This is a genomic window from Tessaracoccus oleiagri, assembly GCF_900103275.1.
Classification (GTDB): Bacteria; Actinomycetota; Actinomycetes; order Propionibacteriales; family Propionibacteriaceae; genus Arachnia; species Arachnia oleiagri.
The window spans coordinates 543,692-565,726 of the sequence record NZ_FNGP01000002.1 but is presented as its reverse complement, the minus strand read 5'-3'; the positions used below and the strand labels follow the sequence as shown (position 1 = coordinate 565,726).

Here is a 22,035-nt window from a genome sequence, read left to right as displayed (position 1 = left end):
AGAAGGTTAGCGGGATATCGACACCATGTCGAAAAGATTGCGCGTATGGTCGGCCCCATGCCGCGCATCAGTGAACCCACGGTGGCCGCCCATAGGGCTGCCCGCGAGCGCGCACTCCTCGACGCCGCCCACGCGCTGCTGCTGGAGACAGGGGAGCCGCCCGCGCTCGGTCAGGTGGCCTCCCGCGCGGGCCTCGCCAGGTCCAGCGTCTACCAGTACTTCGACTCGAGCCGCGACCTGCTCCGCGCGATGGTGCAGGACATCTATCCCCGATGGGTCCGGCGAATCGCGTCCGCGATGTCCGCAGCCCCGACGCCCGCCGACCGGATCCTCGCCTATGCGGTGACGAACGTGCGGCTGGTCGCCGAGGGCGCCCACGCCGTCGGCGCTGCACTCGCCGCGCTCGAGCCCAGCGAAGCGGTCGACGAGGACGCTGCGCGCATGCACCGCGAACTCCAGCAGCCGCTCGTGGAAACGCTCGTCTCGCTGGACGTCGACTCGCCCGAGCAGGTGGCGTCGCTCGTCAACGCGGTCATCCACGGGGCGACGCTGCTGCTGGACGGCCACACCGTCGACGAGGCCGTCGCCGCCATGAGCCTGGTGCTCGGCCCTCTCGTCAGGGAACTGGGAGGCACCGGGAGCTTCTGAGCCTGAGACTGCCCGGGAGCGCTGCGTTTCCGCCGCGACGGCACCGCGCGCGCCTAGGATGCGGGGAAGGCCGGGGGCGAGCGCGCCCGTCGGCCCGCTCGACAGGGAGGTCGTAGACAGATGCTCACCCCACGTTTCAGTCGCCGCGCCGCTATGGGCGGCTTCGGCGCCGCCTCGCTGGCCGTCCTCGTCGGGTGCGGGGACGACCCGGCCTCCCCCGAGGGCAAGGACGCAGTCACCTACCAGTTGTCGTGGACGCACTCCGTGCAGTTCGGCGGGACCTATCTCGCCAAGGACCGCGGCCTCTTCGAGGAGCAGGGTCTCGACGTGCAGCTCGCGCCCGGCGGGCCCAATGTCGCCGGCGACGCCAACACCGTCAGCGGCGCGGCGCTCATGAACATCTCGGTGGCCGACGGGGTGGCCAGATCGAACGCCGAGGGCGCAGACCTCGTCATCATCGGGGCGCAGTACCAGAAGAGCCCCGTCACCATCCTGTCGCTGGCCGACGCCCCGCTGACCGGGCCCGAGGACCTCGTCGGCAAACGGATCGGGGTCGCCGGAACAGACACCCCGGGCCTCGAGGCGTTCCTCACCATCAACGGCCTCACCAAGGACGACCTCGTCTTCGTCCCGAGCCAGTACGACCCCGCGGTCCTCACCGCCGGCCAGGTGGACGGGCTCTACTGCTTCTACAACGACCTCCCGGTTGCGCTGGCCGTCCAGGGCATCGAAGGCCATTCGATGCTGCTCGCCGACCACGGCTACAACCCCATGAGCCAGACCTGCACCGTGCTGCGCTCCAGCCTCGCCGACGAGCAGAAGCGCGACCAGATCGTCCGCCTGTTCCGGGGCGACGCCCGGGGCTGGCAGCTGTACAAGGACGACCCGCAGGCGGCCGCGGAGCTTGCGGTCGAGGCCTACCCGGACGCCGGGCTGGACCTCGAGACGCAGCGCGGGATGGCCGACGTCCAGCTCGACATCATGTACTCCGACCTGACCGACGAGTTCGGGTTCGGCTGGTTCACCGACGAGCAGGTGCAGGAGAACCTGAAGCTGTTCGAGTTGCTCGGCATCGAGGGCGGCACCGCCGAGATGTGGGACCGGTCGATCCTCGAAGAGGTGTACGCGGACGGGCCGACGGCGTGACCGCGGCGGGCGTGCGCGGCGCCCCGGAGGTCGTCTGTGCCGCCGTCGGCAAGACCTTCGCGACCGGCGCCGGCCCGCTGGCGGTCCTCGAACCGCGCGACCTCACACTCGCCCCCGGTTCGGTGACCGCGCTCGTCGGGCCCTCCGGGTGTGGCAAGTCGACGCTGTTGCGCATCATCGCCGGGCTGGAACGCCCGGACCCCGGCGGCTCGGTCCTGATCGACGGCGACGAGCCCCTCGCAGTCCGTCGTCGCGGTGAGATGGCCATCGCCTTCCAGGACGCCTCCCTCCTGCCGTGGCGGACCGCCGCGGGCAACGTCGCGTTGGCACAGCGGCTCGCGGGCAGGCCGGCCGACCCGGCACGCGTGAGCGCGTTGCTGCGGAAGGTCGGGCTGGCGGGCTTCGAGAGGGCACGACCGGCGCAGCTCTCAGGGGGCATGCGCCAGCGTGCCGCCATCGCCCGCTGCCTCGTCACCGAGCCGAGACTGCTGCTCTTGGACGAGCCGTTCGGAGCGGTCGACGAGCTCACCCGCCGCCGGCTCAACATCGAACTCCCGCCGCTCTGGTCGGGCACCAGCACGACGACGCTGCTCGTCACTCACTCCATCCCGGAGGCCGTGCTCCTGGCCGACCGCGTGCTGGTCATGTCGCCGCGGCCGGGCACCATCCTGGCCGACCTCCCCGTCGCGCTGGATCGTCCCCGCCGCATGCAGCACCTCCACAGCGAGGAGTTCACCCGGCTCGTGGAACGCGTCGGCGCGCTGCTCGGGGTCGACCAGTACGCCGCCGACGAGGGGTGAGGCGTGCCTGGAGTGCTGAGGACGGTGCTGGGGTGGGTCATGGCCGTCGGGCTGTGGGAACTCGTGGGCAGGACGCTGCTCGCCGGCCGGCACCTGGTGGGCACCCCCTCGGGGATCGTGGCCAAGCTCGTAGACAACGCCGAGGTCTACGGGCGCGGCCTCTGGTTCACGACGCGCGAGGCCGCGCTCGGCTACCTCCTCGGCAACCTCGCCGCGGTGGCGCTCGCTCTGCTCGTGGTGCTGCTCCCGGGGGTCGAGCGGCTGGTGCTGCGGTTCGCGCTCGTCGTCTACTGCCTGCCGCTCGTGGCGCTGGGTCCGCTACTGCGGCTGGTGTACGGCTTCGGCGACGGCCCGCAGATCACGCTGGCCGCGTTCGCGGTCTTCTACCTCACGCTGGTGCCGCTCCTGGTCGGGCTGCGCGCGGTGCCGCAGTCGTGGCTCGACCTCACGGCCACGTACGGGCGCGGCCGCTGGACCACCTTGGTCGTCATCCGGGCCCGCGCCTCCCTGCCGTACCTGATGGCGGGGCTCCAGGCAACGGTCCCGGCGGCGTTCCTCGGTGCGCTGGTGGGGGAGTTCACCGGCGCCGAACGCGGGGTGGGTGTGCTGTCGATCCTCGCGCTTCGGAGCCTGGACACCGACGGGCTGTGGGCCCTGATGCTGCTGAGCACCGCCGTGTCGCTGCTGGGCTACCTGCTCGTCGCGTGGGCGGCGCGCCGCCTCGCGGTGGAGCAGCCGACGGTGCTGCTCAGCACGCCGGGCCATGGGCGCGGCAGGTCGGCCTCAGAGCGGCTCCTCCGCGCGCTGGGCGGGATCCTGGTCACGACCTCAGTCGTCCTCGCGGCCTGGGTCGGGGTGTTCGCGGTCACCGGCCTCAACCCCTACTTCGCCAAGCGGCCCTGGGACGTCTGGGACTGGCTCGTCTCGTCCCCCGAGTCCGGGGCTCACCGCGACGAGCTGCTCACGGCCGCCCTCGAGACGGCCGCGGTGGCCATCCCCGGCTACTTCGCGGGCCTGCTCCTCGGTGTGGTGCTCGCGACCCTGTTCTCCCTGTCGCCCCGCCTCCGCAGGGCGCTCACCCCGGTGGCGGTGGCGCTGCGCTGCGTGCCCGTCATCGCGATCGCGCCTCTGCTCGTGGCGGCCCTCGGGCGCGGGGCGTTCGGCACCGCGGTGGTCGTGGCGATCATGACCTTCTTCCCGACCCTGGTCTCCTGCCTCTACGGTCTGGCCCAGCTGCCGGGCCAGGTCGCCGACGTGTTCGCGACGTACGCGACTCCGTCGACGAGGGTGCTCCTCCTGGGGCGGCTGCCGGCGATGGCGCCGGCCTTCTTCGCCTCAGCCCGCATCGCCGCCCCGACCGCGCTGCTCGCCGCCACCGTCGCGGAGTGGCTGGCCACCGGCACCGGGCTCGGCAACATGATGGCGGTGGACGCCGCGACGAGCCGTTACACGTCGCTGTGGTCCACCGTCGTGGTCGTCACGCTGGTCGCGCTGGCGGCCTACGCGCTGGTGGAGGCGGTCGAGCGTCGCGTGCTGCGCGTGGTGGCGCCGGAGCAGCTGCGCTGGTGACGCTCAGCGGGCGAGCGCCGTGGCCACGGCACGGACCGTGTCGGCCCAGGTCGGCAGGCCGGCCCGGGCGGCGGACGCCTCCGCGCGCCACCGCGCGGCGAGCGCCGGGTCGGTGAGCCAGGCCCGCAACAGCTCCGCGAGCGCGGACGCGTCGCCGGGGGGAAAGGTGGCACCCGCAGTCTGCGCCTCGACGGCGCCCGTGCCGGCCCCGACCAGCGACGGGATGCCGCGGGCCGCCGCCTCGGCCACCACCATGCCGTAGGTCTCCGCGCGCGAGGTGTGCACCAGCAGGTCGGTCTCCGCCCACACCGCCTCCAGCGCCTGCCCGGTCCGCTCGCCGAGCAACTCGGTCCGGTCCGCGACGCCGGACTGCCGCGCTCGGCGTCGCACCGCGTCGGTGAGTGCGCGGTCCACGGAGTCGGGGCCCACCAGACGCGCGACCCAGGGCAGGTCGGCCACCATTCCCAAGACATCGACGAGCGTGAGCGGATCCTTGCCCGGCGAGAGGCGGCCGAGCCACAGCAGCCGCGGGGGCTCGCCGTCAGCCCGGGACCCGGCGGCGAGCGGTGCCGGGTCGACGCCCGGGACCGCCACCACCGCGTCGTCGCGGCCGTACCGGGCGGCCACCTCGCGCGCCGCCCACGGGCTGGTCACGACGACCCGATCGACGGTCCGCACCGCCTCCTCCTCGGTCGCAGCGAGCCGTGCGCATTCGTCGGCCGTCATGGCGGTGTCGTCGGCCGGGAAGTAGTGCAGGAGCATGGTGACGTGCCGGCCCTCGGCAGCCGCACGTCGGAGCAGTTCAGGGACTGCGGAAGCGACGATGTTGCCGACGAGCCAGTGCCGCTCTTCGGTCATCAACTCCGCCAACCGTGCGCGATCCTCCTCGCCGGGAAGCGGCCACGGGCCCTCGACCGGGTACTCGCGGACGTCCATGCCGAGCCGTCGCAGCCCGGCCGCGAGCTCGTCGTCGTAACGATTGCCGCCGCTGGGCAGCTCGCTGCGCCAGCGGGCGAATCCGACTCTGGCCATGGGCCGATGATAGGCGGGTGGGCGTTGCGTCGTGGCGGCGACGGCGGTCCGAGCAGCGGGAATACACTGACGGCGGGTGCGCCAGATGAGGAGAGTCCCATGGGTACCGGCGATGCGGTGATCAGTGTCGAGCAGCTGACGAAATCCTACGGCCGCTTCCGCGCGCTGAACGGGCTCGACCTCCAAGTCGCGCCCGGCGAGGTGCACGCGTTCCTCGGCCCCAACGGAGCCGGCAAGTCCACCACCATCCGCGTGCTGCTCGGCTTGCTCCGCGCTGACTCGGGGTCCGTGCGCGTGCTCGGCGGCGACCCCTGGCGCGACGTCGTCGAACTGCACCGCCGCATCGCGTACGTGCCGGGCGAGGTCTCGCTGTGGCCGGGCATGACGGGTGGTGAGGCGATCGACCTCCTCGGGTCGCTGCGCGGGGGTCTCGACGAGCGACGTCGCGCCGAACTCGTCGAACGGTTCGAACTCGACCCCACGAAGCGCGGCCGCCAGTACTCGAAGGGTAACCGGCAGAAGGTGGCGATCGTCGCGGCCCTGTCGTCCGACGCCGAGCTGCTCATCCTCGACGAGCCCACCAGCGGCCTCGACCCCCTGATGGAGAACGTGTTCCAGGAGGTGGTCGTCGAGGCCAAGGGCCGCGGCTCCAGCGTGCTGCTCTCCAGCCACATCCTGGCCGAGGTCGAGTCCCTGGCCGACCGGTTGTCGATCATTCGCGACGGACGCGTCGCCGAGACGGGCACCCTCGCTGACCTGCGGGGCAGGACCCGCACGACGATCCACGCCGAGGTCGTCACGCTCCCCGCCCACGCGTCGCTCGACGCGTTGGAGGATGTGCGGATCGACGGCAACAGGCTGTGGGCGACCGTTGAGTCGTCGCGCATCAGCGCCGCCCTCGAGACGTTGCTCCCGCTCGGGGTGACGGCCCTCACCGTCGAGCCGCCGTCGCTGGAGTCGCTCTTCCTGCGGCTGTACGAGGGCGAGGAGGGCGAGCGATGAGCAGCGCGGTGGCGGGCACGCTGCCGCTGCTGCGGCCGGTGGCGCGCCACGACGGCCGCCACTTCGCCCCGTGGGTGCTGGTCACCACGCTGCTCTCGGTCTCGTCGGTGCTCGGCTACCCGCAGATCTTCCCGACGGAGCAGGACCGGATGGCGCTCGGCGTCGCCATCGGTGCCAACCCCGCGCTCGGCCTGATCTTCGGTCCCGCGTTCGATCTGTCCACCACGGACGGCTTCAACGCATGGCGCTCCCTTGCGCTCGGCGGCTTCCTCGTCGGGCTCGGCGCCATCTTCACGCTGATCCGCGCCACCCGCGCCCAGGAGGACTCCGGCCAGGCGGAGCTGCTGGCCTCCGGCGTCGTCGGACGGGACGCCAGACTGATGGCGGGCGTGGTGACGACGATCGGGCTCACCACGGTCCTGGGGGTGGTGGTGGGCGTGGCGACCGGACTCACCGGCGGCGACTGGGAGTCGTCGATGCTGCTCGGCGCGACGATGACCGCCACCGGCTGGATGTGTGCCGGCATCGCAGCCGTCACCGCGCAGATCGGCTCGGAGGCGCGCGCGTCCAGCTCGTTCGCGGTGGCGACGCTCGGGGTGCTGTTCCTGCTGCGCGGCCTCGCCTACTCGATGGACGCCCCGGACTGGACCGTGTGGGCCAACCCGCTCGGTTGGATGACCGAGACGCGGCCGGGCGTCGACAACGTGTGGTGGCCGCTGCTGCCCGCCGCCGGGCTGACCGTGCTGCTGCTGGTGGCCGCCTTCGCGCTGCAGGGCCGGCGCGACTTCGGCATGGGCGCCATCGCGCCGCGGCCGGGCCCCGCCCGCGGCAAGGTCCGGTCGACCATGGCGCTCGCCCTCCGCGTCAACCGGGGGCCGCTCGTCGCGTGGGGGATCGCGTTCGTGCTGCTCGGCTTCGTCTACGGCTACTTCACGACCTCGATCAAGGACCTGCTGGCGCGCGACTCCGCCGTGCAGCAGTTCCTTGCCGCGGGCGCCGCCTCGGCCGACAAGCTGGTGGGCGCATTCCTCGTCACGGTGCTCAACCTGCTCGGCATCCTCACGGCCATCCCCGGCGTCCAGGTGATGCTGCGCGTCCGCGCCGAGGAACTGGCCGAACGCGTCGAGCCGGTCATGGCGACGAGCGTCGCCCGGCCCCGGTACTACGCCAGCAACCTGCTGCTCGCGTTCACGGCGCCTGCCGCCTACCTGGTGATCGCCGGGACGCTCGTCGCGACGCTCGCCAGCCGCGCGGACATCGGCGTCGGCTTCACGGACACGCTGCTCCAGGCGGTGGCGACGGTGCCCGCCGTGTGGACGGTGGTGGCGGTCGCCGTGCTGGTGGTCGGGGTCCGCCCGCAGGTGACTCTCGCCGCCTGGGCGGGGGTGCTGCTCGCGTTCGTCCTCACACTGCTGGGCCCGACCTTCAAACTGCGCGACGAGGTGCTCGCCATCAGCCCGTTCTGGCACGTCCCGAACATGGCCACCGACGAGAGCCGACTCGGGCTCCTCTGGATCTCGCTGGTGACCGCGGCGCTCGTGGTGCTGGGCTTCGTCGGGTTCCGGCGACGCGACCTCGGCCGCTGAGCACACCGCGCCGGGGGGAGCGGGACGGTTGAGTTAGGCCCGCCAGGCGGGGTCCACCGGCACGAGCACGACGTCGAGGAGCCGTCCGTCGGCGACCGTGGCGGTCATGAACGTGCCGACCGGCTGACGGCGGCGGTCGGTGGGGGATCCCGGGTTCAGCAGCCGCAGCCCGCCGGGCGCCACCTTGTCCCACGGGATGTGGCTGTGGCCGAACACGAGCACGTCCGTCTCCGGGAACGCGGCCGCCATGCGGGCCTCGCGACCCGCCGCCTGCCCCGTCTCGTGGACGACGGCCAACCGCACGCCCTCGACCTCGGCGCGCGCGACCTCCGGCAGGCGCGCCCGGAGGTCCGCCCCGTCGTTGTTGCCGTACACGCCGACGAGCCGTCGCGACCGACGCTCGAGCTGGTCGAGCAGCGCGACGTCGACCCAGTCCCCGGCATGGACCACGACGTCCGCGTCGTCGATCGCGGCCCACAACTCGGGCGGCAGGTCCTTGGCCCGCTTGGGCAGGTGGGTGTCGGCGAGGATCACCAGTTCAACCGGCATGACGCGCTCCCGTCGCTGCTCGTGCAAAGCCTGACCAACATTCGGTAGGGCCCCTTATTATTTTCCGTCGTCCCTAGCTAGGCTACGGCCAGGAAGAAGGGGAACGAGTTGATCGACGAAGCTCGCCGGCAGGCCGCGCTGGAGGCAATGAACATCCTCGACACACCTGCTGACGAACGCGTGGACCGCGTGACGCGTCTGGCGCAGCAGATGTTCGGGGTCCCGATGGTGAGCGTCTCCCTTATCGACAGGGACCGGCAATTCAGGAAGTCCGAGATCGGTCTGGGCGGGCGCGAAGCGCCCCGGAAGGACTCCTTCTGCGACTACACCGTCCGTCACGACGCCGCGCTCGTGGTCGAGGACGCCTCCGCCGTCGAGCTGTTCGCCGACAACCCCTTCGTGACCGGTGATCCCAAGCTGCGGTTCTACGCCGCGCAGCCCCTGCGCGCGCCGGGCGGTGAACCCGTCGGGACCCTGTGCATCCTCGACACCGCACCGAGGAGCTTCGGGGAGGCCGACCAGGCGTTGCTGCGCGACCTCGCGTCCTGGGTCCAGCTCGAACTCGCCCGCGACCAGGAACTCGGCCACGCAGCGCTCGTGCAACATGCGCTCCGTCCCGCGGAGTTGCCTCGCGTGCCCGGCTACACGATCGCCGCAGCCAGCCAGGCCGCGGGAAGACTCGCGGGAGACATGTACGACCTGGTCCTGCGGGACGGCGTGCTCCGGTTCACCCTGGCCGACGCCATGGGCAAGGGGATCGGTCCGGCCATGGCGGCGGTCTTCACCCGGGCATCCCTGGCCACGGCACCCGGACGCAGCGTCGTCGAGGCCATCGACGAGGCGGACGTGCTCCTGGAGTGCCTGCAGGGCGACGCCAGCCTCTTCGTCACGGCGGTCCACGCGGACATCGACACCGCCTCCGGCGCGGTGGAACTCGTCGACGCGGGACACGGACTGACCTTCGTGCTGCGCGCGGACGGCACGTTCGAGCAGCTGCGCTCCACCGGGCTGCCCCTCGGGATGGGTGCCGCCATCGCCGAGGAGCGCGTGGCGACGCGCACGGTCCTGGCCCCCGGCGACATGCTCATCTGCTGCAGCGACGGGCTCCTCGACATCCTCGACGAGCAGGACCCCTTCGGCCAAGTGGCGGAGACGCTCAAGGTCCTCGACCCCGACGGAGCGGTCGCCGAGGCGGTGCGCCTGGCGCGCCTCGCACCCGCCCCGGACGACGTCACCGTATTCGTCATCAGGAGGGACCGTTGACCGGCCGCTTCATCCTCATCCGCGTCCTGGCCGTCCTGTCGGTCCTGCTCGGCGCGAACTACATCGTCTGGCGCTGGCTGGACTCCGTCAACTGGTCCGCCTGGTGGATCGCCGTGCCCCTGGTGGTCGCCGAGACGTACAGCCTCGTGGACACCTTCCTGTTCGCGTTGACCATGTGGCGGGCGCGCGAACGGCCCGGGCCACAGTCGGAGCCGCAGGGCACCGTCGACGTGCTGATCACCACCTACAACGAGCCGATCGACATGGTGATGCGCACCGCTGAGGCGGCGAAGCGCATCGCCTACCCGCACACCACCTGGATCCTCGACGACGGCGCCCGCCCCGAGATGGAGGCTCGGGCGAGGGAGGCCGGAGTCGGCTACATCACGCGCTCGGATGACTGGACGGGCAAGCCCCGGCACGCCAAGGCAGGCAACCTCAACAGTGCGCTCTTCCAGACCGACGGCGAGTTCCTGCTCATCCTCGACGCGGACCAGGTCCCCGATCCGCTGATCCTGCACCGCACCCTCGGCTACTTCGCCGACGACCCCGCCGTCGCCCTGGTCCAGACACCGCAGTGGTTCGGCAACGTCGACGAGGCCGATCCGCTCGGCAGCCAGGCGCCCCTGTTCTACGGGCCGATCCAGCAGGGCAAGGACGGCTGGAACGCCGCGTTCTTCTGCGGTTCGAACGCGGTGCTGCGTCGCGAGGCGCTGATGCAGCTGGGCATCGTCGGCTACGTCCGGGACGTCACGGACTCGACGAGGCGGGTCCTGCGCACGTCGGAGAAGGTCCTCGCGAAGGAGATCGGACGCACCGACGACGAGGACCTGCGTCGCGAACTCGTCGACGTGAGGTCCGCCGTCGGAGCGGCCCGTGCGCGGATCGACGCCGGCGAGCCGATCGCCGACGTCACGTTCGAGCTCCGCGGCGTCGTGGACGAGGCATCCCGGCGGCTCGTCGCCCGGGACGTCGACTCGATGCGGGCCGATCTGGCGGCTATCGCGCAGCTGCCGCTCGAGCGCGACGCCGAGTTGGACGCCGTGGTCGTCGACGACCGTGGCCTCGACCTCCTGGTCGAGACGGACCTGTCGCCGGTCGGCTCGATCCAGGCGGTCGGCCAGCTGCTGGAGGCACTGCGGATCGACCGCGGCGACGAGGCGCAGCCGGTCCTGCCGCTGGCCACCATCTCGGTCACGGAGGACATGGCCACCGCCATGCAGTTGCACGCGCTGGGCTGGCGCAGCGTCTACCACCACGAGGTGCTCGCCACCGGGCTCGCGCCCGAGGACCTCCGGACGATGCTCACGCAGCGCCTCCGCTGGGCGCAGGGCACCCTGCAGGTCATGCTGCGCGACAACCCGCTGGTCAAGCGGGGCCTGTCCGCCGGGCAGCGGCTCATGTACTTCGGCACCATGTGGAGCTACCTATCCGGGTTCGCGGCCGTCGTCTACCTCGCGGCCCCGTTCATCTACCTGATCTTCGGCGTGATGCCCGTCAGCGCCTGGAGCACCGACTTCTTCGCGCGGTTCATCCCGGCCTTCGTCGCCAACCAGTTGCTTTTCGTCGTCGTGGCACGGGGAGTGAAGACGTGGCGCGGCCAGCAGTACTCGCTCGCGCTGTTCCCGGTCTGGATCAAGGCCTGCTGGACCGCGTTCGCCAACGTCGTCCTCGGCCGGCCGCTGAACTTCGCCGTCACGAGGAAGGACGGCCGCGACCCCTCGGGCGTCCCGTGGCGGGAGATCTGGCCGCAGCTCACCGCGATGGTGCTGCTCGTCGTGGCGCTCGTCATCGGGGCGCTGCGGGTGGCCGTCGGTACCGCCGACGGGGTCGGCACCTTGGTCAACACCGCCTGGGTGGCGTACGACCTCGTCGTCCTCAGCGTAATCATCCAGGCAGCCGCCTACCGTGGGCCCCAGCCCAGAGCCATCACCGAAGGAGAGTCGTGAACCTGAGCACCGCCGTCCAAGAGCACTACGCAGTCATCTCGATCGAGGGGCGGTTCACGGCCGCGGTCGCCCCACGCCTGCGCGAGGAGGCGAACGACCTCGTCGCCGAGGGCCGCAAGAACATCGTCGTGGACCTGTCGGCCGCGACGTTCATCGACTCGTCGGGCCTCGGCGCGCTCATCGGGGCGCTCAAGACCGCGCGCGTGGCTGGCGGCGACCTGCGCATCGCCGCCGCACCGGAACACGTCCTGTCCGTGCTGCGGCTCACCAACCTCGACAGGGTGCTGCGCAACCACCCGACGCCGGACGCCGCCTTCAATGCCGGGTGACCGGGAGCGCACCGCGGTCGTCACCGGCGAGTGCGACCTCGCCATCCTCGAGGAGGTCCTCGACGCCCTCGACCGGCTCTGGGACGAGGCGCCACCGGGCGCCGACGAGCACCGGTACCTCTTCGCCCTCGCCGTCAGCGAGATCCTCACCAACGTCATCCAGCACAACCCGGGGCCCAGCTTCGCGCTCCGCGTGGAACTGGGGATGGGCGGCGACGCGCTCCACGCCACGATCGACGACGGGGCGCCGCCCGCCGAGGTCGCGATCGAGGGGGCGGGGATGCCCGACGTCGACAGCGAGTCCGGGCGCGGCTTGGCGCTGGCAGAGGCGGTGCTTGACGAGCTGCGGCACGAGCGCACTGCGTCGGGCAATCGCTGGACCCTCCGCAGGGGGCTGTAGGCGTCAGGCGCTGGCCCTGACGACTGGCTCGTCGGCGGCCGGGTAGTCGATGTAGCCCCGCGGGCCGCCGGTGTAGAACGTGTCCGGGTCGGGCTCGTTCTCCGGCAGCGCGTGACGCCATCGCACAGCCAGGTCGGGATTCGCGATGGCCGCGCGACCCACGCCCACGGCCTCGGCGAACCCGCCGGCGACGAGGTGGGCCGCCTCGTCGCGCGACGTGGGGGTGCCGAAACCGCTGTTGGCGGCCAGCGAGTGCAACTCCTTCTCCGGCCGGGTCTCCAACGTCGCCTGCTGCCGCAGCCGCGCAATCATCCGCGCCGATGGCGCATGCCCGTGCTCGGCGGTGTACTCGGCGATCAGCCGGTCCTTGACCTGCTCGATCCCCTCCACGCCCACGCCGCCGGTGGTGCGTCGGGAGAACTCCGAGATTAGTGCGGCCGATATGCCGTCGATCTCCCAGCCGGTGTTGCGGTCCTTCCCGCGATCCACCGGCATCCACGAGACCCCGAGGAGTCGGGCGGTGTGGTCGGTGAGGAAGGCGTTGTACGACGCCGACAGCGCCACCACCGCTCGATGCAGGGTCCGCGAGTCCAGGGTCCGCCAGCGCCCGTCGATGCCCTGGACCTTGTTCGAGACCACGACGTGGGTGTGCAGCTGGGGATCGGCGGCGCGGGAGTCGTAGTGATCGAACGCCGTGGCGATCACCCCGGTCACCGGCATCCGGGCCACCCCGCCCCGGCCGACGTGGGTGGCGGCGACTCGTTCCTCCAACAGTGCGAGGGTGTCGCGCATCGCCGCGTGATGCGCCTGCGCGATCAGCGCCTGCGTCGGTGCGTCGGCGACGCCCCACACCGTCGACACGGACTTGGGCGGCGAGAACGTCAGGTCGAAGCCAGCAACCGCAGTGCGGGGCTTGTTCGCAACCTCCTCCTCACGGATGCGTTCGATCGCCTCTTCGCGTTGCCTCCCGGTCAGCGACTCATCCAGGCGTGCAACCCTGGCTGCAATGCGTTCGCGTGGGGGTTGCAGCCGCGGATACGCCGAGCCGAGCTTCGCGCCGGTCACCGGATGCACGCCCTCGCCCAACAGTCGAGCGAGGTGCTCCTCGGTCACGATGTCGCCGTCTGCGAGCGCCGGCCCCTGCCCGGTATCGAGGCTGGCGAGGCCGGTGCCGAGCCATGTCCCGGGCGGGCAGCCGGACTCGGTGTAGTAGCGGGTCAGCGGAGTGCCCAGGCTGCGGTCGCCGTCGCCCGCGGCCACCGACTTCAACAGGTATTCGTAGCCGCGGCCGGACGACATCACGCGGATCGTCATGACCACGGCCGGCCCCTCCCGAGACCGCCACGGGACGGGCGGTCTCAGGGGTAGGTGCGCTCAGCGCACCGGCCAGCACCCTTGGTGCCAACCATGTGGGGATACGCTGAGGGCCGAGCACTACGACGCGTGAGAGAACTGCTCGAAGCAGCGACTACCTCTCATCGTCCTCGGCGTCTTCCCGTTCAGGGTTTCGAGGCCGCAGTTCCATCGACATAGCTTTCGATCGCGGTGCTGAGCCAGGTAGGAAGGTCCGGATGAGCAGCAACAGCGATCTGGCGCTGTAGTGGATCAGTCTCGTAGAGACGGCCCAAGCTCCGGTACGTCGCGAGATCGGTGGGCCAGTAACGAGTTGTCAGATCAAAGTGCCGCGCTACAAGGTCATGCACCTGAGGCGAGTCAGGCCTGTGCCGTTCGACCATCAGGGCTGCCAATCCCTGCATCAGCTGCTTCATCTCAGCCGTGATGTGGGCAACATCAGCCTCGCTGAGCAGTTCTAGTGGGTCAACCCTCAACTCTCCCCCGACATTCGAGCCGAACTGACCCTTTAAACGATTCGCGAAAGCGATTCGCTCTTCCACATGGTCATCGCGTTCACCGGAACCGACAGAGTGCATCTCATCAAGCTGCGCAACATGCTCTCCTATCGCGTCGATGAGTGAAGTCAAACGATCACGCTCAGCTCTGAGCTCCACCAGATGCTCACGCAAGGCTCCGACTTCAGCGGCTTGATCAGAGACGATGTCAGCGATGGCCGCCAGTCCCAACCCTGCCCGCCGGAGCGCCATGATGCGGTAGAGGCGCGGCAGCGATTGCACGGCGTACCAACGGTAGCCGTTCGGACTGACGCGGCTAGGCGAGAAGAGGCCTATCTCGTCGTAGTGACGCAGCATACGAGCAGACACACCCGTTCTCTTGGCGACCTGGCTGATCGACAACTCGTCCACGCTTCCTCCTCCACTTGACTCTAACACTGTGTCAACTTTTACGGTGAGTGTATGGCTACCTCGATCACCAACGTGCGCGTCTTCGACGGCGCTGCCCTCGTCAACGCATCGGCCGTCCGCATCGACGGTCCGGCAGTCGTGGCCATCGGTGACCCGAGTGTGGTCCGCCCCGAGGACGAAATCATCGACGGACAACAAGGGACACTGCTGCCTGGACTCATCGATGCCCACGTGCATCTTCTGCCCGGGGCTTCGGTTCAGGCCCTCAGTTTCGGCGTCACCACGATGTTGGACATGTTCAGCAAGCCCGATTTGCTGGCAGCAGAGCGCGCCGAGTCCCACCCACAACCAATAGCCGGTGTCTACACCTCAAGCATTGGTGCCACCGCGCCGGGTGGACATCCGTCGATGATGTACGCACCCTTCCCGACGATTCGTGAGCCCAGCGACGCTGAGCGTTTTGTGCAGGATCGCCTCAACGAGGGCGCTCGATACTTGAAGATCTTCTACGAAGGCGGACAGTCAATCGAGTGGGCCATGCCTTCATTGACTGTCACGTGCGTGAGGGCTCTAGTCGAATCTGCCCATAAAGCAGGGATGCTCGTCGTGGCGCATGCCCAACGCTCCGTCGATGCCGTTGAAGTCGCCGAGGCCGGTGTAGATGTCCTTGCTCATGCTCCGCTGGACCCGATGAACGCCAAACAGATCGACACCCTGGCGAATCGCGGCGTCGCTGTGATCTCCACCTTGTCTATCGCTGATGGCTTTCCCGTTGCCGGTGGCCAGATGCCGCTATTAGAGGACCCTCGCATCGCCGAACGCTTGGGAGACCGGTGGAGCGCCACCATTCGCTCTCAGGGCGACCGTTGGGTACCTCCGGGTATGCCGTCGTTCCTCGATGCATACTCGAATATTCGACAGCTTCATCGGGCCGGGGTGCCCATCCTTGCTGGCACCGATGCGCCCAACCCTGGAACAACACATGGGGCGAGCATCCACCGTGAACTGTGGCACTTGACACAAGCCGGCCTCACGCCAGTCCAGGCGCTTAGGGCCGCAACGTCCGCGACAGCGAAGGTATTCGGACTGGACGACCTGGGTCATGTGCGTCCAGGAAGCACTGCTGATCTCGTCTTGATTCAGGGAAAACCGGATATCGCCATCGACTCATCGACCGCCATCGAAAGAGTGTGGAGAGCGGGACGACACGTCGATATCGAACGGTATGTCGGGTCACAGTCAGAAGAGGCCGGACTCAACTTCCTCGCGGCTCAAACTGCTCGGGTCATTGCCAGTGTCACTGCAAAACTGTCTCACGTTCAGAAAGAAGATTCATGAATACCAGCGCAACGTCAGCTGTTCATAGAGCCGACGGCGAACTCATCGGGCATGTCACCCAGACAACATCTGCACAATGGGTTCCTTGCACCGCTTTCGGCGTCCCCATCGGCGAAGCGACGTCTCGTGACGAGGCAGAGACCTTCCTCAATAATCATGGACTCGGCTATCTCGCGGAGCGATGGACCTACAACGACCACGGCCAACTGATCAATGTGCAGATAGTGGAAGCAAGCCCAACGAGCGTCACCCTGAGGTTCGTTGACTACGGCCGTCCCGACATCTTCGGGAAGATGAAGACGCTCCAAGTACCTGTCGGTGACGAGCTACGGATGGCATAGCGCCGTCCGGTCAAGTCGTCGTCGGCTACGGTGCCAATCGACTTCGAGATGGCGATTCTCTATCACCCGTTCGTAGCCAGAACGTCCTCGATCTACCGCCCCGTGGGGCCAGTGGCTTACGACTGCGTGAAGGTTGTTGTCGTCCGTGATGGTTCTGCATTTGTGTTCTCGGAGTTTGGGCATCAGCCGGTGAAGCCCGGTGATGTGATCCTGCTGGGCGCGAATGTGCTGGCAGGTTCGGAACCAGAGGGTCACATCACCGTCACCACGATTTATCTGGAAACGGACTACGTGCTCGACCAGGTGCGCTGGCAGTATGCGGCCTACCTCGAAGATCGACTCGACGCGCAACAGTTCGTCGAAGCGGCATACACCGAGCCCGCGCAGATCTTACGGTTGGGCGAGAAACGAGCCGGACTCCTGCTGCCGTGGCTGGACGAGCTGGTTGCGCTTAGCGTCGACGGGGACTTCGTACGACATTACTTCCGCATCCAAGCATTGTGGTTCCAGATCGCCTATGTCATCGCTCCGTTCATCACGGTTTCTCCAGCACGTATTTCACCTTCTCAGCGTGCGCATATCCGGCCCACGCTCCCAAGGGATCGTCGCTTCAAACCCTTGCGTGTCGAGGTCCGGCAGGCTGCCACCTTGCTGCGGGAGCAGCCTGCACGTCGGTGGACGCTGGACGACCTTGCTGACGAGGTTCATCTGTCTCCGTCGCGTCTGTCCAGTGTGTTTGTGGAGGCTTACGGTAAGACCCCGTTGGCGTTCCTGACGATGATCCGCGCCGAGCACCTCGCCAAGCTGTTGCGGGAGACCGATTTGACGGTCACTGCCGCGATGCAGCGGGTTGGCTGGCACTCTCACTCGCACGCCACTCGGCTCTTTCGCGAGTACGTCGGTGTCACATGGCGAACCAAGCGCTCACCAACGGCATCGAGATCAGCGAAGACGAAAGGGCGACGATCAAGCTCGCTGAGCCGTTCGCCGCCCTCGCACCAACAACGGCTTCCACCGATGTCAGGTGTTCTAGTACATCTGAAATTGTGGAGCTAAGGGGATTCGAACCCCTGACCTTCTCATTGCGAACGAGACGCGCTACCAACTGCGCCATAGCCCCAGGCAAGGAGTTACTCTAGCACCGCCTCGCGCACGGATTCAAAGCGGGGCGTCAGCACTCGATCACGTTGACCGCCAGCCCGCCCTCGGAGGTCTCCTTGTACTTCGTCAGCATGTCGTGACCGGTCTGCCGCATGGTTTCGATGGCCGTGTCGAGCGGGACCTGGTGGCGCCCGTCGCCCCAGAGCGCCATGCGTGCGGCGTTGATCGCCTTGACGGCGCCGATGGCGTTGCGTTCGATGCAGGGGATCTGGACGAGGCCGGCGACGGGGTCGCACGTCAGCCCGAGCGAGTGCTCCATGGCGATCTCGGCGGCGTTCTCCACCTGCAGCGGTGTGCCGCCCAGCGCCTCGGCGAGCCCGGCGGCGGCCATGGAGCTCGCGGACCCCACCTCGCCCTGGCAGCCGACCTCCGCGCCCGCGATGGACGCGTTGGCCTTGATGACCGCACCGATCGCCGCGGAGGTGAGGAGGTAGCGGCGGACGCCGTCCTGGCTCGCGCCCGGGATGAAGCGTTCGTAGTAGCGCATGACCGCGGGGATGATGCCCGCGGCGCCGTTCGTCGGAGCGGTCACCACGCGCTGGCCGGCGGCGTTCTCCTCGTTCACGGCGAGCGCGTAGAGGTTGACCCAGTCGATGCCCGCCATGGGGTCGTTGTGCGACCGCCAGCTCGGGCCGGCCTCGCCGCCGCGGTTCATCAGCTGCTCGCGCAGCGCCCGCGCGCGACGGGGCACGTTCAGCCCGCCGGGGAGCACCCCTGTGGCGGCGACGCCCGCGTCGATGCACTCGTTCATGGTCTGGTGCACGAGGTCGAGGTAGGCGTCGAGCTCCTCGCCGCCGCCGTCGTTGGCGCGCGCCACGTCGGAGATGGACAGGCCCTCGCGCTGACAGATCGCGAGCAGTTCGGAGGCGTGGTTGTACGGGAACGGCTCGGGCACCGCGTCGTCGGGCTGCGCGTCGAGCGAGATGACGTGCCCCTCGGCGACCTCCTCGCTGACGAAGCCGCCACCGGTGGAGTAGTAGGTGCCCTTCGCGAGCTCGGCACCTGCCTCGTCGAAGGCCTGGAACACCATGCCGTTGACGTGGAACTTCAGGAGCGTGCGGGGCTCGAAGGCCACGTCGCGGTCGATCTCGAACGGCACCTCGCGGCCGTCCACGACGATGTGGCCCTGCTCGGCGGTGAGCCGCAGCGAGTCGGCGACCACCTCCGCGGGCACCGTCTGCGGGTGGTAGCCCTGGAAACCGAGGATGACCGCCCGGTCCGTCATGTGGCCGCGGCCGGTGGCCCCCAGCGACCCGCAGAGCCGCGCGGTCATCCTCGCGACAGGGAGCCCCTTGAGGCGGGTGGAGAACAGCGCGGCGGCGCGCATCGGCCCGACGGTGTGCGACGAGGACGGCCCGATGCCGATCTTGAACATGTCGGCGATGCGGGTCGAGGAACACAACTGGGCGGCGATGCTCATGGCCCCAACCCTACGTCGGCTGGCAATTCGAGCAAACCTTTACTGCGCCGGGGCCTCCGGCGGGACCGCGTGGAACTCGCGCAGGTGGTAGGACAGCGACACGTCGCCGGCGGACTCCGCGTGCAGCACGCGCCCGAGCACGACGGTGTGGTCGCCGCCGGGGAGCAGTTCCACCTGGTCGCAGACCAGGAACGCGGCCACGCCGTCGATGCGCGGGACCCCGTCGTGCAGGTGCCAGGCGGTCGCGTCGAACCGCAGCCCGGGCCGGGCGAAGCGGACGGCGATCTCCGCCTGGTCGCCGGCCAGCACGTTGATGCCCACCTGCCCGGCGAGGGCGATCCGGTCGCGCATGGTGCCGCGGTTGTCGAGGGCGAAGACCACCATGGGGGGCGTCACGGAGAGCGAGGCGAAGGCCGAGACCGTCGTGCCGTGGGGTTTGCCGTGCTCGTCGGTGGTGGTGATGATCGTCACCGGTGCGGGCACCCGGGCCATCGCATCCCGGAACTCCTGGGCGAGATCCGTCAAAGCCACTCCTCCAAGCTCCCCACGCCACGAATCGTATCCGCGGCTGGCTAGACTTCAAGCATGATCCATGACGTGGTGGTCCTGGGGGCGACGGTCGCGGGGCTCACGGCGGCCCGGGTGCTGGCCAGGGAAGGGTTCGACGTCGTCGTACTGGATCCGAACCTCGAGCACCGCAGCGCCGCCATCGGTCACGGCGTCGCCGCCGCGGGACACGCATCGACCATCTCCAACATGCGATCCGCCTACGGGGAGGCAGTCGCGGTCGAGCACATCGTGCGCAACCTCCGCGGCACCGAGTTCATCCGGTCCGTGCTGGACGAGAGCGACGTCGACGGCCGCGAGCTGATGTTCGTGGACCGGTCTCGTGGACACACCACCGCCGGCGACCTGCAGGACCTCGTTCGCCTCTACTCGAAGGCCGGCGCCGAGGTGGGCGTGGCCGCCGACGCGCTCACCTCGCGGGCGCTGGTCGTGGATCCGATGGACTACGCCGTCGCGCTCCGTGCGCAGGCCGTGGAGGCGGGGGCGAACGTCGTCCACGGCGTGACCGTCACGCACGTCCGCCGCAAGGAGGGCGCCACCGGCATCGCGTTCCGCAACAACCTCGCCTGGGCTCGCGAGCCCGGGGCGGTCGCCGCCGTCGCCTGCCTCGACACGCTCGGGGTCACCCCTTGGGGGCGGCACGTGCGCGTCGGCCCCGCCCAGTGGATCCCGACGATGACCGCGCGGCTCGCCGAGCCCACCGACTACGTCGAGCTCCGTTCGCACGGGCAGGCGTGGCTGCTCCGGCCCGACGACGGCCACCACCTCGTCGTGGGCCAGAAGGCCACGCTCGTGAAGATCGACGAGGCGCGGGAGGAGTTGGCGGCCGAGCTCGAGTCACAGGGGGCCGAGGTGCTGGCGTCGGGCAAGCTCGCCATCGACCCGAGCGACCACGGGCGGCCGCTCGTCGGCGCCTCCGCCATCCCCGGCGGGTACTACGCGCGCGGCAACGGCCGCGGCGAGCTGATGAACGGTACCGCCTCCGGGCTGTGGCTGGCGGAGACGCTGGTGGGTCAGCGGGACGAGGGCTTCGCGCTCCCGCTCAATCGCCGGATGCGCGCCGGCATCCGGTCGTGGGTGCTGAGCCACCGCCGCTGACGGCTAGATCCACGTCCCCAACCACATGCGCATCATCCACTCGGGGCGCGTCATGAGGTCGTTGGTCAGCACGGGGTAGATGAACGCGAAGTTCAGCACGACCAGGCCGGTGATGATTCCGACGATGATCGCCCGGACCCGCCGCTGTGGGTGGTTCGCCGGGCCGAGGAACCGCACGAGCACCATCGCCAGGACGGTGGCGCTGAACGGGATGATCATGATCGCGTAGAAGAAGAACAGCGGGCGGTCGGCGTAGCGGAACCACGGCAGGTAGGTGGCGGCGATCGCGAGCAGCGGCACGGAGAAGCGCCAGTCGCGTCGCGCGAGCCACAGCCACAGCGCGATCACCAGTGCGATGGCGGCAGCCCACCACAACAGCGGGGTGCCCATCGCCGAGACGACGCGGAGGCAGGTGGTGCCGACGGCGTCGCAGCCCTGCTGGCCGGGCTCGATGCCGTTCTCGGCCGCGACGCCGGTGGTGCGGATCATGAACAGCCAGCCGGCGGGGTGCGCCTCGTAGGTGTGCGTGGCCTCGCCCATCATGTGGTCGCCAGTGTGGAACCCGTACATCCGCACGTGGTAGTTCCACAGCGACCCGGGGCCCTCGCCGAGGACCCGCACCACCGGGTCGTCGGGGTGCGTGCTGCCGAAGTCGCGGCCCCAGCCGCCGTCGGTGCGCAGCCACGGGATCCAGGACGCGAGATAGGTGAGCGCCCCCACGACGACGAGCTGCACGAACGCGAACGGGGCGTCGACCAGCAGCGACCGCCACGAGCCGCGCGCGCCCGCGAGCCGTCGCGCGCCGACGTCCCAGAGGACCGTGACGATGCCGAACACCGCGACGATGAACACCGAGTTCCACTTGACCGCGCACGAGGCGCCCAGCATCAGGCCGGCGACGAGCCGCCATGGCCGCCACAGCAGCAAGGGCCCGAAGCGGCCGGCGAGGTCGCGCTGGTCGTGGCGCCGGAGGTGGGCGGCGAGCCTGTGGCGGAACCAGTCCCGGTCGGCGACGAGCGCGGCGATGCCCGCGACGGCGAACACCGCCTGGAAGATGTCGAGCAGCGCGAGGCGGCTCATGACGAACGCGAGGCCGTCGAACGTCAACAGCACCCCGGCCAGGGCGCCGACGAGCGTCGACCGGGACAGCCGCCGCGCGAGCCGGATGGTGAAGAACACGAGCATGGTTCCCGCGAGGAGCGCCGCGAAGCGCCAGCCCATCGAGTTGAACCCCCACAGCTGCTCGCCGAGGCCGATGAGGATCTTTCCCAGCGGCGGGTGGACGACGAACGAGGCGGTGTCGCTCATCTGGTCGAGGTTGCCCGCGACGATCTGCTCGTTGGCGCCCTCCTTCCAGTCCATCTCGTAGCCGTGCTGCATGATCGACCACGCGTCCTTGGCGTAGTACGTCTCGTCGAAGGCGAACTTGTTCGGGACCGCGAGGTTCACCGCGCGGAGGAAGAAGGCGAAGACGGTGATGCCGATCGTCACGATCCAGGCCGTCCAGCGGTCACGGAGGCGGCCGTCCTCGAGGGCCGCGATGGTCGTCATCACGGGGGCAGTCTAGTCATCGGCG

Annotated in this window: 21 protein-coding genes, 1 tRNA gene and 1 pseudogene; 15 read left to right on the top strand and 8 right to left on the bottom strand. The window is 69.5% G+C overall.

The window, feature by feature from the left end; translation table 11 throughout:
- Positions 1–57: 57 nt before the first annotated feature.
- The 4 genes from BLR46_RS07675 (at position 58) to BLR46_RS07660 (ending at position 4,163) form a co-directional block, all read left to right on the top strand.
- Positions 58–648 carry a TetR/AcrR family transcriptional regulator gene (locus BLR46_RS07675; RefSeq protein WP_093250831.1) on the top strand — a complete coding sequence of 197 codons (591 nt, stop codon included), beginning with the start codon at positions 58–60 and terminating at the stop codon, positions 646–648.
- A gap of 120 nt (positions 649–768) precedes the next feature.
- Positions 769–1,794 carry an ABC transporter substrate-binding protein gene (locus tag BLR46_RS07670; RefSeq protein ID WP_093250600.1) on the top strand — a complete coding sequence of 342 codons (1,026 nt, stop codon included), beginning with the start codon at positions 769–771 and terminating at the stop codon, positions 1,792–1,794.
- Complete coding sequence (locus BLR46_RS07665; RefSeq protein ID WP_218118384.1) at positions 1,791–2,594, top strand: ABC transporter ATP-binding protein; 804 nt, start codon at positions 1,791–1,793, stop codon at positions 2,592–2,594. The genes BLR46_RS07670 and BLR46_RS07665 overlap by 4 nt, the downstream gene beginning before the upstream one ends.
- 3 nt (positions 2,595–2,597) lie before the next feature.
- Positions 2,598–4,163, top strand: a complete 1,566-nt coding sequence (locus tag BLR46_RS07660) for an ABC transporter permease (RefSeq protein WP_218118383.1) — start codon at positions 2,598–2,600, stop codon at positions 4,161–4,163.
- 3 nt (positions 4,164–4,166) lie between these two features.
- Here BLR46_RS07660 and BLR46_RS07655 read toward each other — a convergent pair whose 3' ends face one another.
- Complete coding sequence (locus BLR46_RS07655) at positions 4,167–5,195, bottom strand: glycosyltransferase family 4 protein (RefSeq protein ID WP_093250597.1); 1,029 nt, start codon at positions 5,193–5,195, stop codon at positions 4,167–4,169.
- Positions 5,196–5,375: 180 nt separating this feature from the next.
- Here BLR46_RS07655 and BLR46_RS15595 point away from each other — a divergent pair.
- The 3 genes and pseudogenes from BLR46_RS15595 to BLR46_RS07645 all read left to right on the top strand — a co-directional run.
- Positions 5,376–5,720, top strand: a pseudogene (locus tag BLR46_RS15595) (ATP-binding cassette domain-containing protein); the annotation flags it as partial.
- A complete protein-coding gene (locus BLR46_RS15590; protein ID WP_425441386.1) occupies positions 5,718–6,197 on the top strand; it encodes an AAA family ATPase in 480 nt (159 codons plus the stop codon). The pseudogene BLR46_RS15595 and the gene BLR46_RS15590, both read left to right, overlap by 3 nt.
- Positions 6,194–7,783: an ABC transporter permease gene (locus BLR46_RS07645; RefSeq protein WP_093250592.1), complete on the top strand. Its 1,590-nt coding sequence runs from the start codon at positions 6,194–6,196 to the stop codon at positions 7,781–7,783. Before BLR46_RS15590 ends, BLR46_RS07645 begins: the two co-directional genes overlap by 4 nt.
- Positions 7,784–7,816: 33 nt before the next feature.
- Here BLR46_RS07645 and BLR46_RS07640 read toward each other — a convergent pair whose 3' ends face one another.
- Positions 7,817–8,332, bottom strand: a complete 516-nt coding sequence (locus BLR46_RS07640) for a metallophosphoesterase family protein (protein WP_093250824.1) — start codon at positions 8,330–8,332, stop codon at positions 7,817–7,819.
- 108 nt (positions 8,333–8,440) lie between these two features.
- Between BLR46_RS07640 and BLR46_RS07635 the strand changes: the two genes are divergently transcribed.
- The 4 genes from BLR46_RS07635 to BLR46_RS07620 are packed head-to-tail and all read left to right on the top strand — an operon-like array spanning position 8,441 to position 12,273.
- Positions 8,441–9,595 carry a PP2C family protein-serine/threonine phosphatase gene (locus BLR46_RS07635; RefSeq protein ID WP_218118382.1) on the top strand — a complete coding sequence of 385 codons (1,155 nt, stop codon included), beginning with the start codon at positions 8,441–8,443 and terminating at the stop codon, positions 9,593–9,595.
- On the top strand, positions 9,592–11,544 hold the full coding sequence (locus BLR46_RS07630) for a glycosyltransferase (protein ID WP_093250589.1): 1,953 nt from the start codon (positions 9,592–9,594) through the stop codon (positions 11,542–11,544). Before BLR46_RS07635 ends, BLR46_RS07630 begins: the two co-directional genes overlap by 4 nt.
- Entirely contained in the window at positions 11,541–11,873 is a 333-nt protein-coding gene (locus BLR46_RS07625; RefSeq protein WP_093250586.1) for an STAS domain-containing protein, read from the top strand. Before BLR46_RS07630 ends, BLR46_RS07625 begins: the two co-directional genes overlap by 4 nt.
- The gene (locus BLR46_RS07620; protein WP_093250583.1) at positions 11,863–12,273 is read left to right on the top strand and encodes an ATP-binding protein; all 411 of its coding nucleotides are present in this window, start codon (positions 11,863–11,865) and stop codon (positions 12,271–12,273) included. The genes BLR46_RS07625 and BLR46_RS07620 overlap by 11 nt, the downstream gene beginning before the upstream one ends.
- 3 nt (positions 12,274–12,276) lie before the next feature.
- On the opposite strand, the gene mobF is transcribed toward BLR46_RS07620, so the two are convergent.
- Positions 12,277–13,587, bottom strand: a complete 1,311-nt coding sequence (gene mobF, locus BLR46_RS07615) for a MobF family relaxase (protein ID WP_245701592.1) — start codon at positions 13,585–13,587, stop codon at positions 12,277–12,279.
- Positions 13,588–13,772: 185 nt separating this feature from the next.
- On the bottom strand, positions 13,773–14,534 hold the full coding sequence (locus tag BLR46_RS07610; RefSeq protein WP_093250582.1) for a MerR family transcriptional regulator: 762 nt from the start codon (positions 14,532–14,534) through the stop codon (positions 13,773–13,775).
- 51 nt (positions 14,535–14,585) lie between these two features.
- On the opposite strand from BLR46_RS07610, the gene BLR46_RS07605 reads away from it, so the two are divergent.
- From BLR46_RS07605 to BLR46_RS07600, 3 genes are read left to right on the top strand one after another with little or no spacing between them, the layout of a single operon-like run.
- The gene (locus BLR46_RS07605; protein ID WP_093250579.1) at positions 14,586–15,872 is read left to right on the top strand and encodes an amidohydrolase family protein; all 1,287 of its coding nucleotides are present in this window, start codon (positions 14,586–14,588) and stop codon (positions 15,870–15,872) included.
- Positions 15,869–16,213 carry a hypothetical protein gene (locus BLR46_RS14860; RefSeq protein WP_143008243.1) on the top strand — a complete coding sequence of 115 codons (345 nt, stop codon included), beginning with the start codon at positions 15,869–15,871 and terminating at the stop codon, positions 16,211–16,213. The genes BLR46_RS07605 and BLR46_RS14860 overlap by 4 nt, the downstream gene beginning before the upstream one ends.
- 30 nt (positions 16,214–16,243) lie before the next feature.
- The gene (locus BLR46_RS07600) at positions 16,244–17,269 is read left to right on the top strand and encodes a helix-turn-helix transcriptional regulator (protein WP_245701581.1); all 1,026 of its coding nucleotides are present in this window, start codon (positions 16,244–16,246) and stop codon (positions 17,267–17,269) included.
- Here the strand turns inward: BLR46_RS07600 and BLR46_RS07595 are convergent.
- From BLR46_RS07595 to BLR46_RS07585, 3 genes are all read right to left on the bottom strand, one after another.
- Positions 17,261–17,333 (bottom strand) — tRNA-Ala (locus BLR46_RS07595). The two genes, BLR46_RS07600 and BLR46_RS07595, sit on opposite strands and share 9 nt — an antisense overlap.
- Positions 17,334–17,384: 51 nt before the next feature.
- A complete protein-coding gene (locus BLR46_RS07590; protein WP_425441385.1) occupies positions 17,385–18,776 on the bottom strand; it encodes an L-serine ammonia-lyase in 1,392 nt (463 codons plus the stop codon).
- Between the two features lie 57 nt (positions 18,777–18,833).
- A complete protein-coding gene (locus tag BLR46_RS07585) occupies positions 18,834–19,319 on the bottom strand; it encodes a flavin reductase family protein (protein WP_218118381.1) in 486 nt (161 codons plus the stop codon).
- A 60-nt stretch (positions 19,320–19,379) separates the two neighbouring features.
- Here BLR46_RS07585 and BLR46_RS07580 point away from each other — a divergent pair, with 60 nt between their 5' ends.
- On the top strand, positions 19,380–20,459 hold the full coding sequence (locus tag BLR46_RS07580) for an FAD-dependent oxidoreductase (protein WP_093250575.1): 1,080 nt from the start codon (positions 19,380–19,382) through the stop codon (positions 20,457–20,459).
- Positions 20,460–20,462: 3 nt separating this feature from the next.
- Here the strand turns inward: BLR46_RS07580 and BLR46_RS07575 are convergent, their stop codons facing one another.
- The gene (locus tag BLR46_RS07575; protein WP_093250573.1) at positions 20,463–22,010 is read right to left on the bottom strand and encodes a dolichyl-phosphate-mannose--protein mannosyltransferase; all 1,548 of its coding nucleotides are present in this window, start codon (positions 22,008–22,010) and stop codon (positions 20,463–20,465) included.
- Between the last annotated feature and the right edge of the window lie 25 nt (positions 22,011–22,035).

Excerpts from the sequence above, each read along its gene's own strand:
- BLR46_RS07670 (WP_093250600.1), top strand. The coding sequence starts at position 769 with ATGCTCACCCCACGTTTCAGTCGCCGCGCCGCTATGGGCGGCTTCGGC.
- BLR46_RS07645 (WP_093250592.1), top strand. The coding sequence starts at position 6,194 with ATGAGCAGCGCGGTGGCGGGCACGCTGCCGCTGCTGCGGCCGGTGGCG.
- BLR46_RS07640 (WP_093250824.1), bottom strand. The coding sequence starts at position 8,332 with ATGCCGGTTGAACTGGTGATCCTCGCCGACACCCACCTGCCCAAGCGG.
- BLR46_RS14860 (WP_143008243.1), top strand. The coding sequence starts at position 15,869 with ATGAATACCAGCGCAACGTCAGCTGTTCATAGAGCCGACGGCGAACTC.
- BLR46_RS07605 (WP_093250579.1), top strand. The coding sequence starts at position 14,586 with ATGGCTACCTCGATCACCAACGTGCGCGTCTTCGACGGCGCTGCCCTC.
- BLR46_RS07620 (WP_093250583.1), top strand. The coding sequence starts at position 11,863 with ATGCCGGGTGACCGGGAGCGCACCGCGGTCGTCACCGGCGAGTGCGAC.
- BLR46_RS07655 (WP_093250597.1), bottom strand. The coding sequence starts at position 5,195 with ATGGCCAGAGTCGGATTCGCCCGCTGGCGCAGCGAGCTGCCCAGCGGC.
- BLR46_RS07575 (WP_093250573.1), bottom strand. The coding sequence starts at position 22,010 with ATGACGACCATCGCGGCCCTCGAGGACGGCCGCCTCCGTGACCGCTGG.
- mobF (WP_245701592.1), bottom strand. The coding sequence starts at position 13,587 with ATGACGATCCGCGTGATGTCGTCCGGCCGCGGCTACGAATACCTGTTG.
- BLR46_RS07675 (WP_093250831.1), top strand. The coding sequence starts at position 58 with ATGCCGCGCATCAGTGAACCCACGGTGGCCGCCCATAGGGCTGCCCGC.
- BLR46_RS07580 (WP_093250575.1), top strand. The coding sequence starts at position 19,380 with ATGATCCATGACGTGGTGGTCCTGGGGGCGACGGTCGCGGGGCTCACG.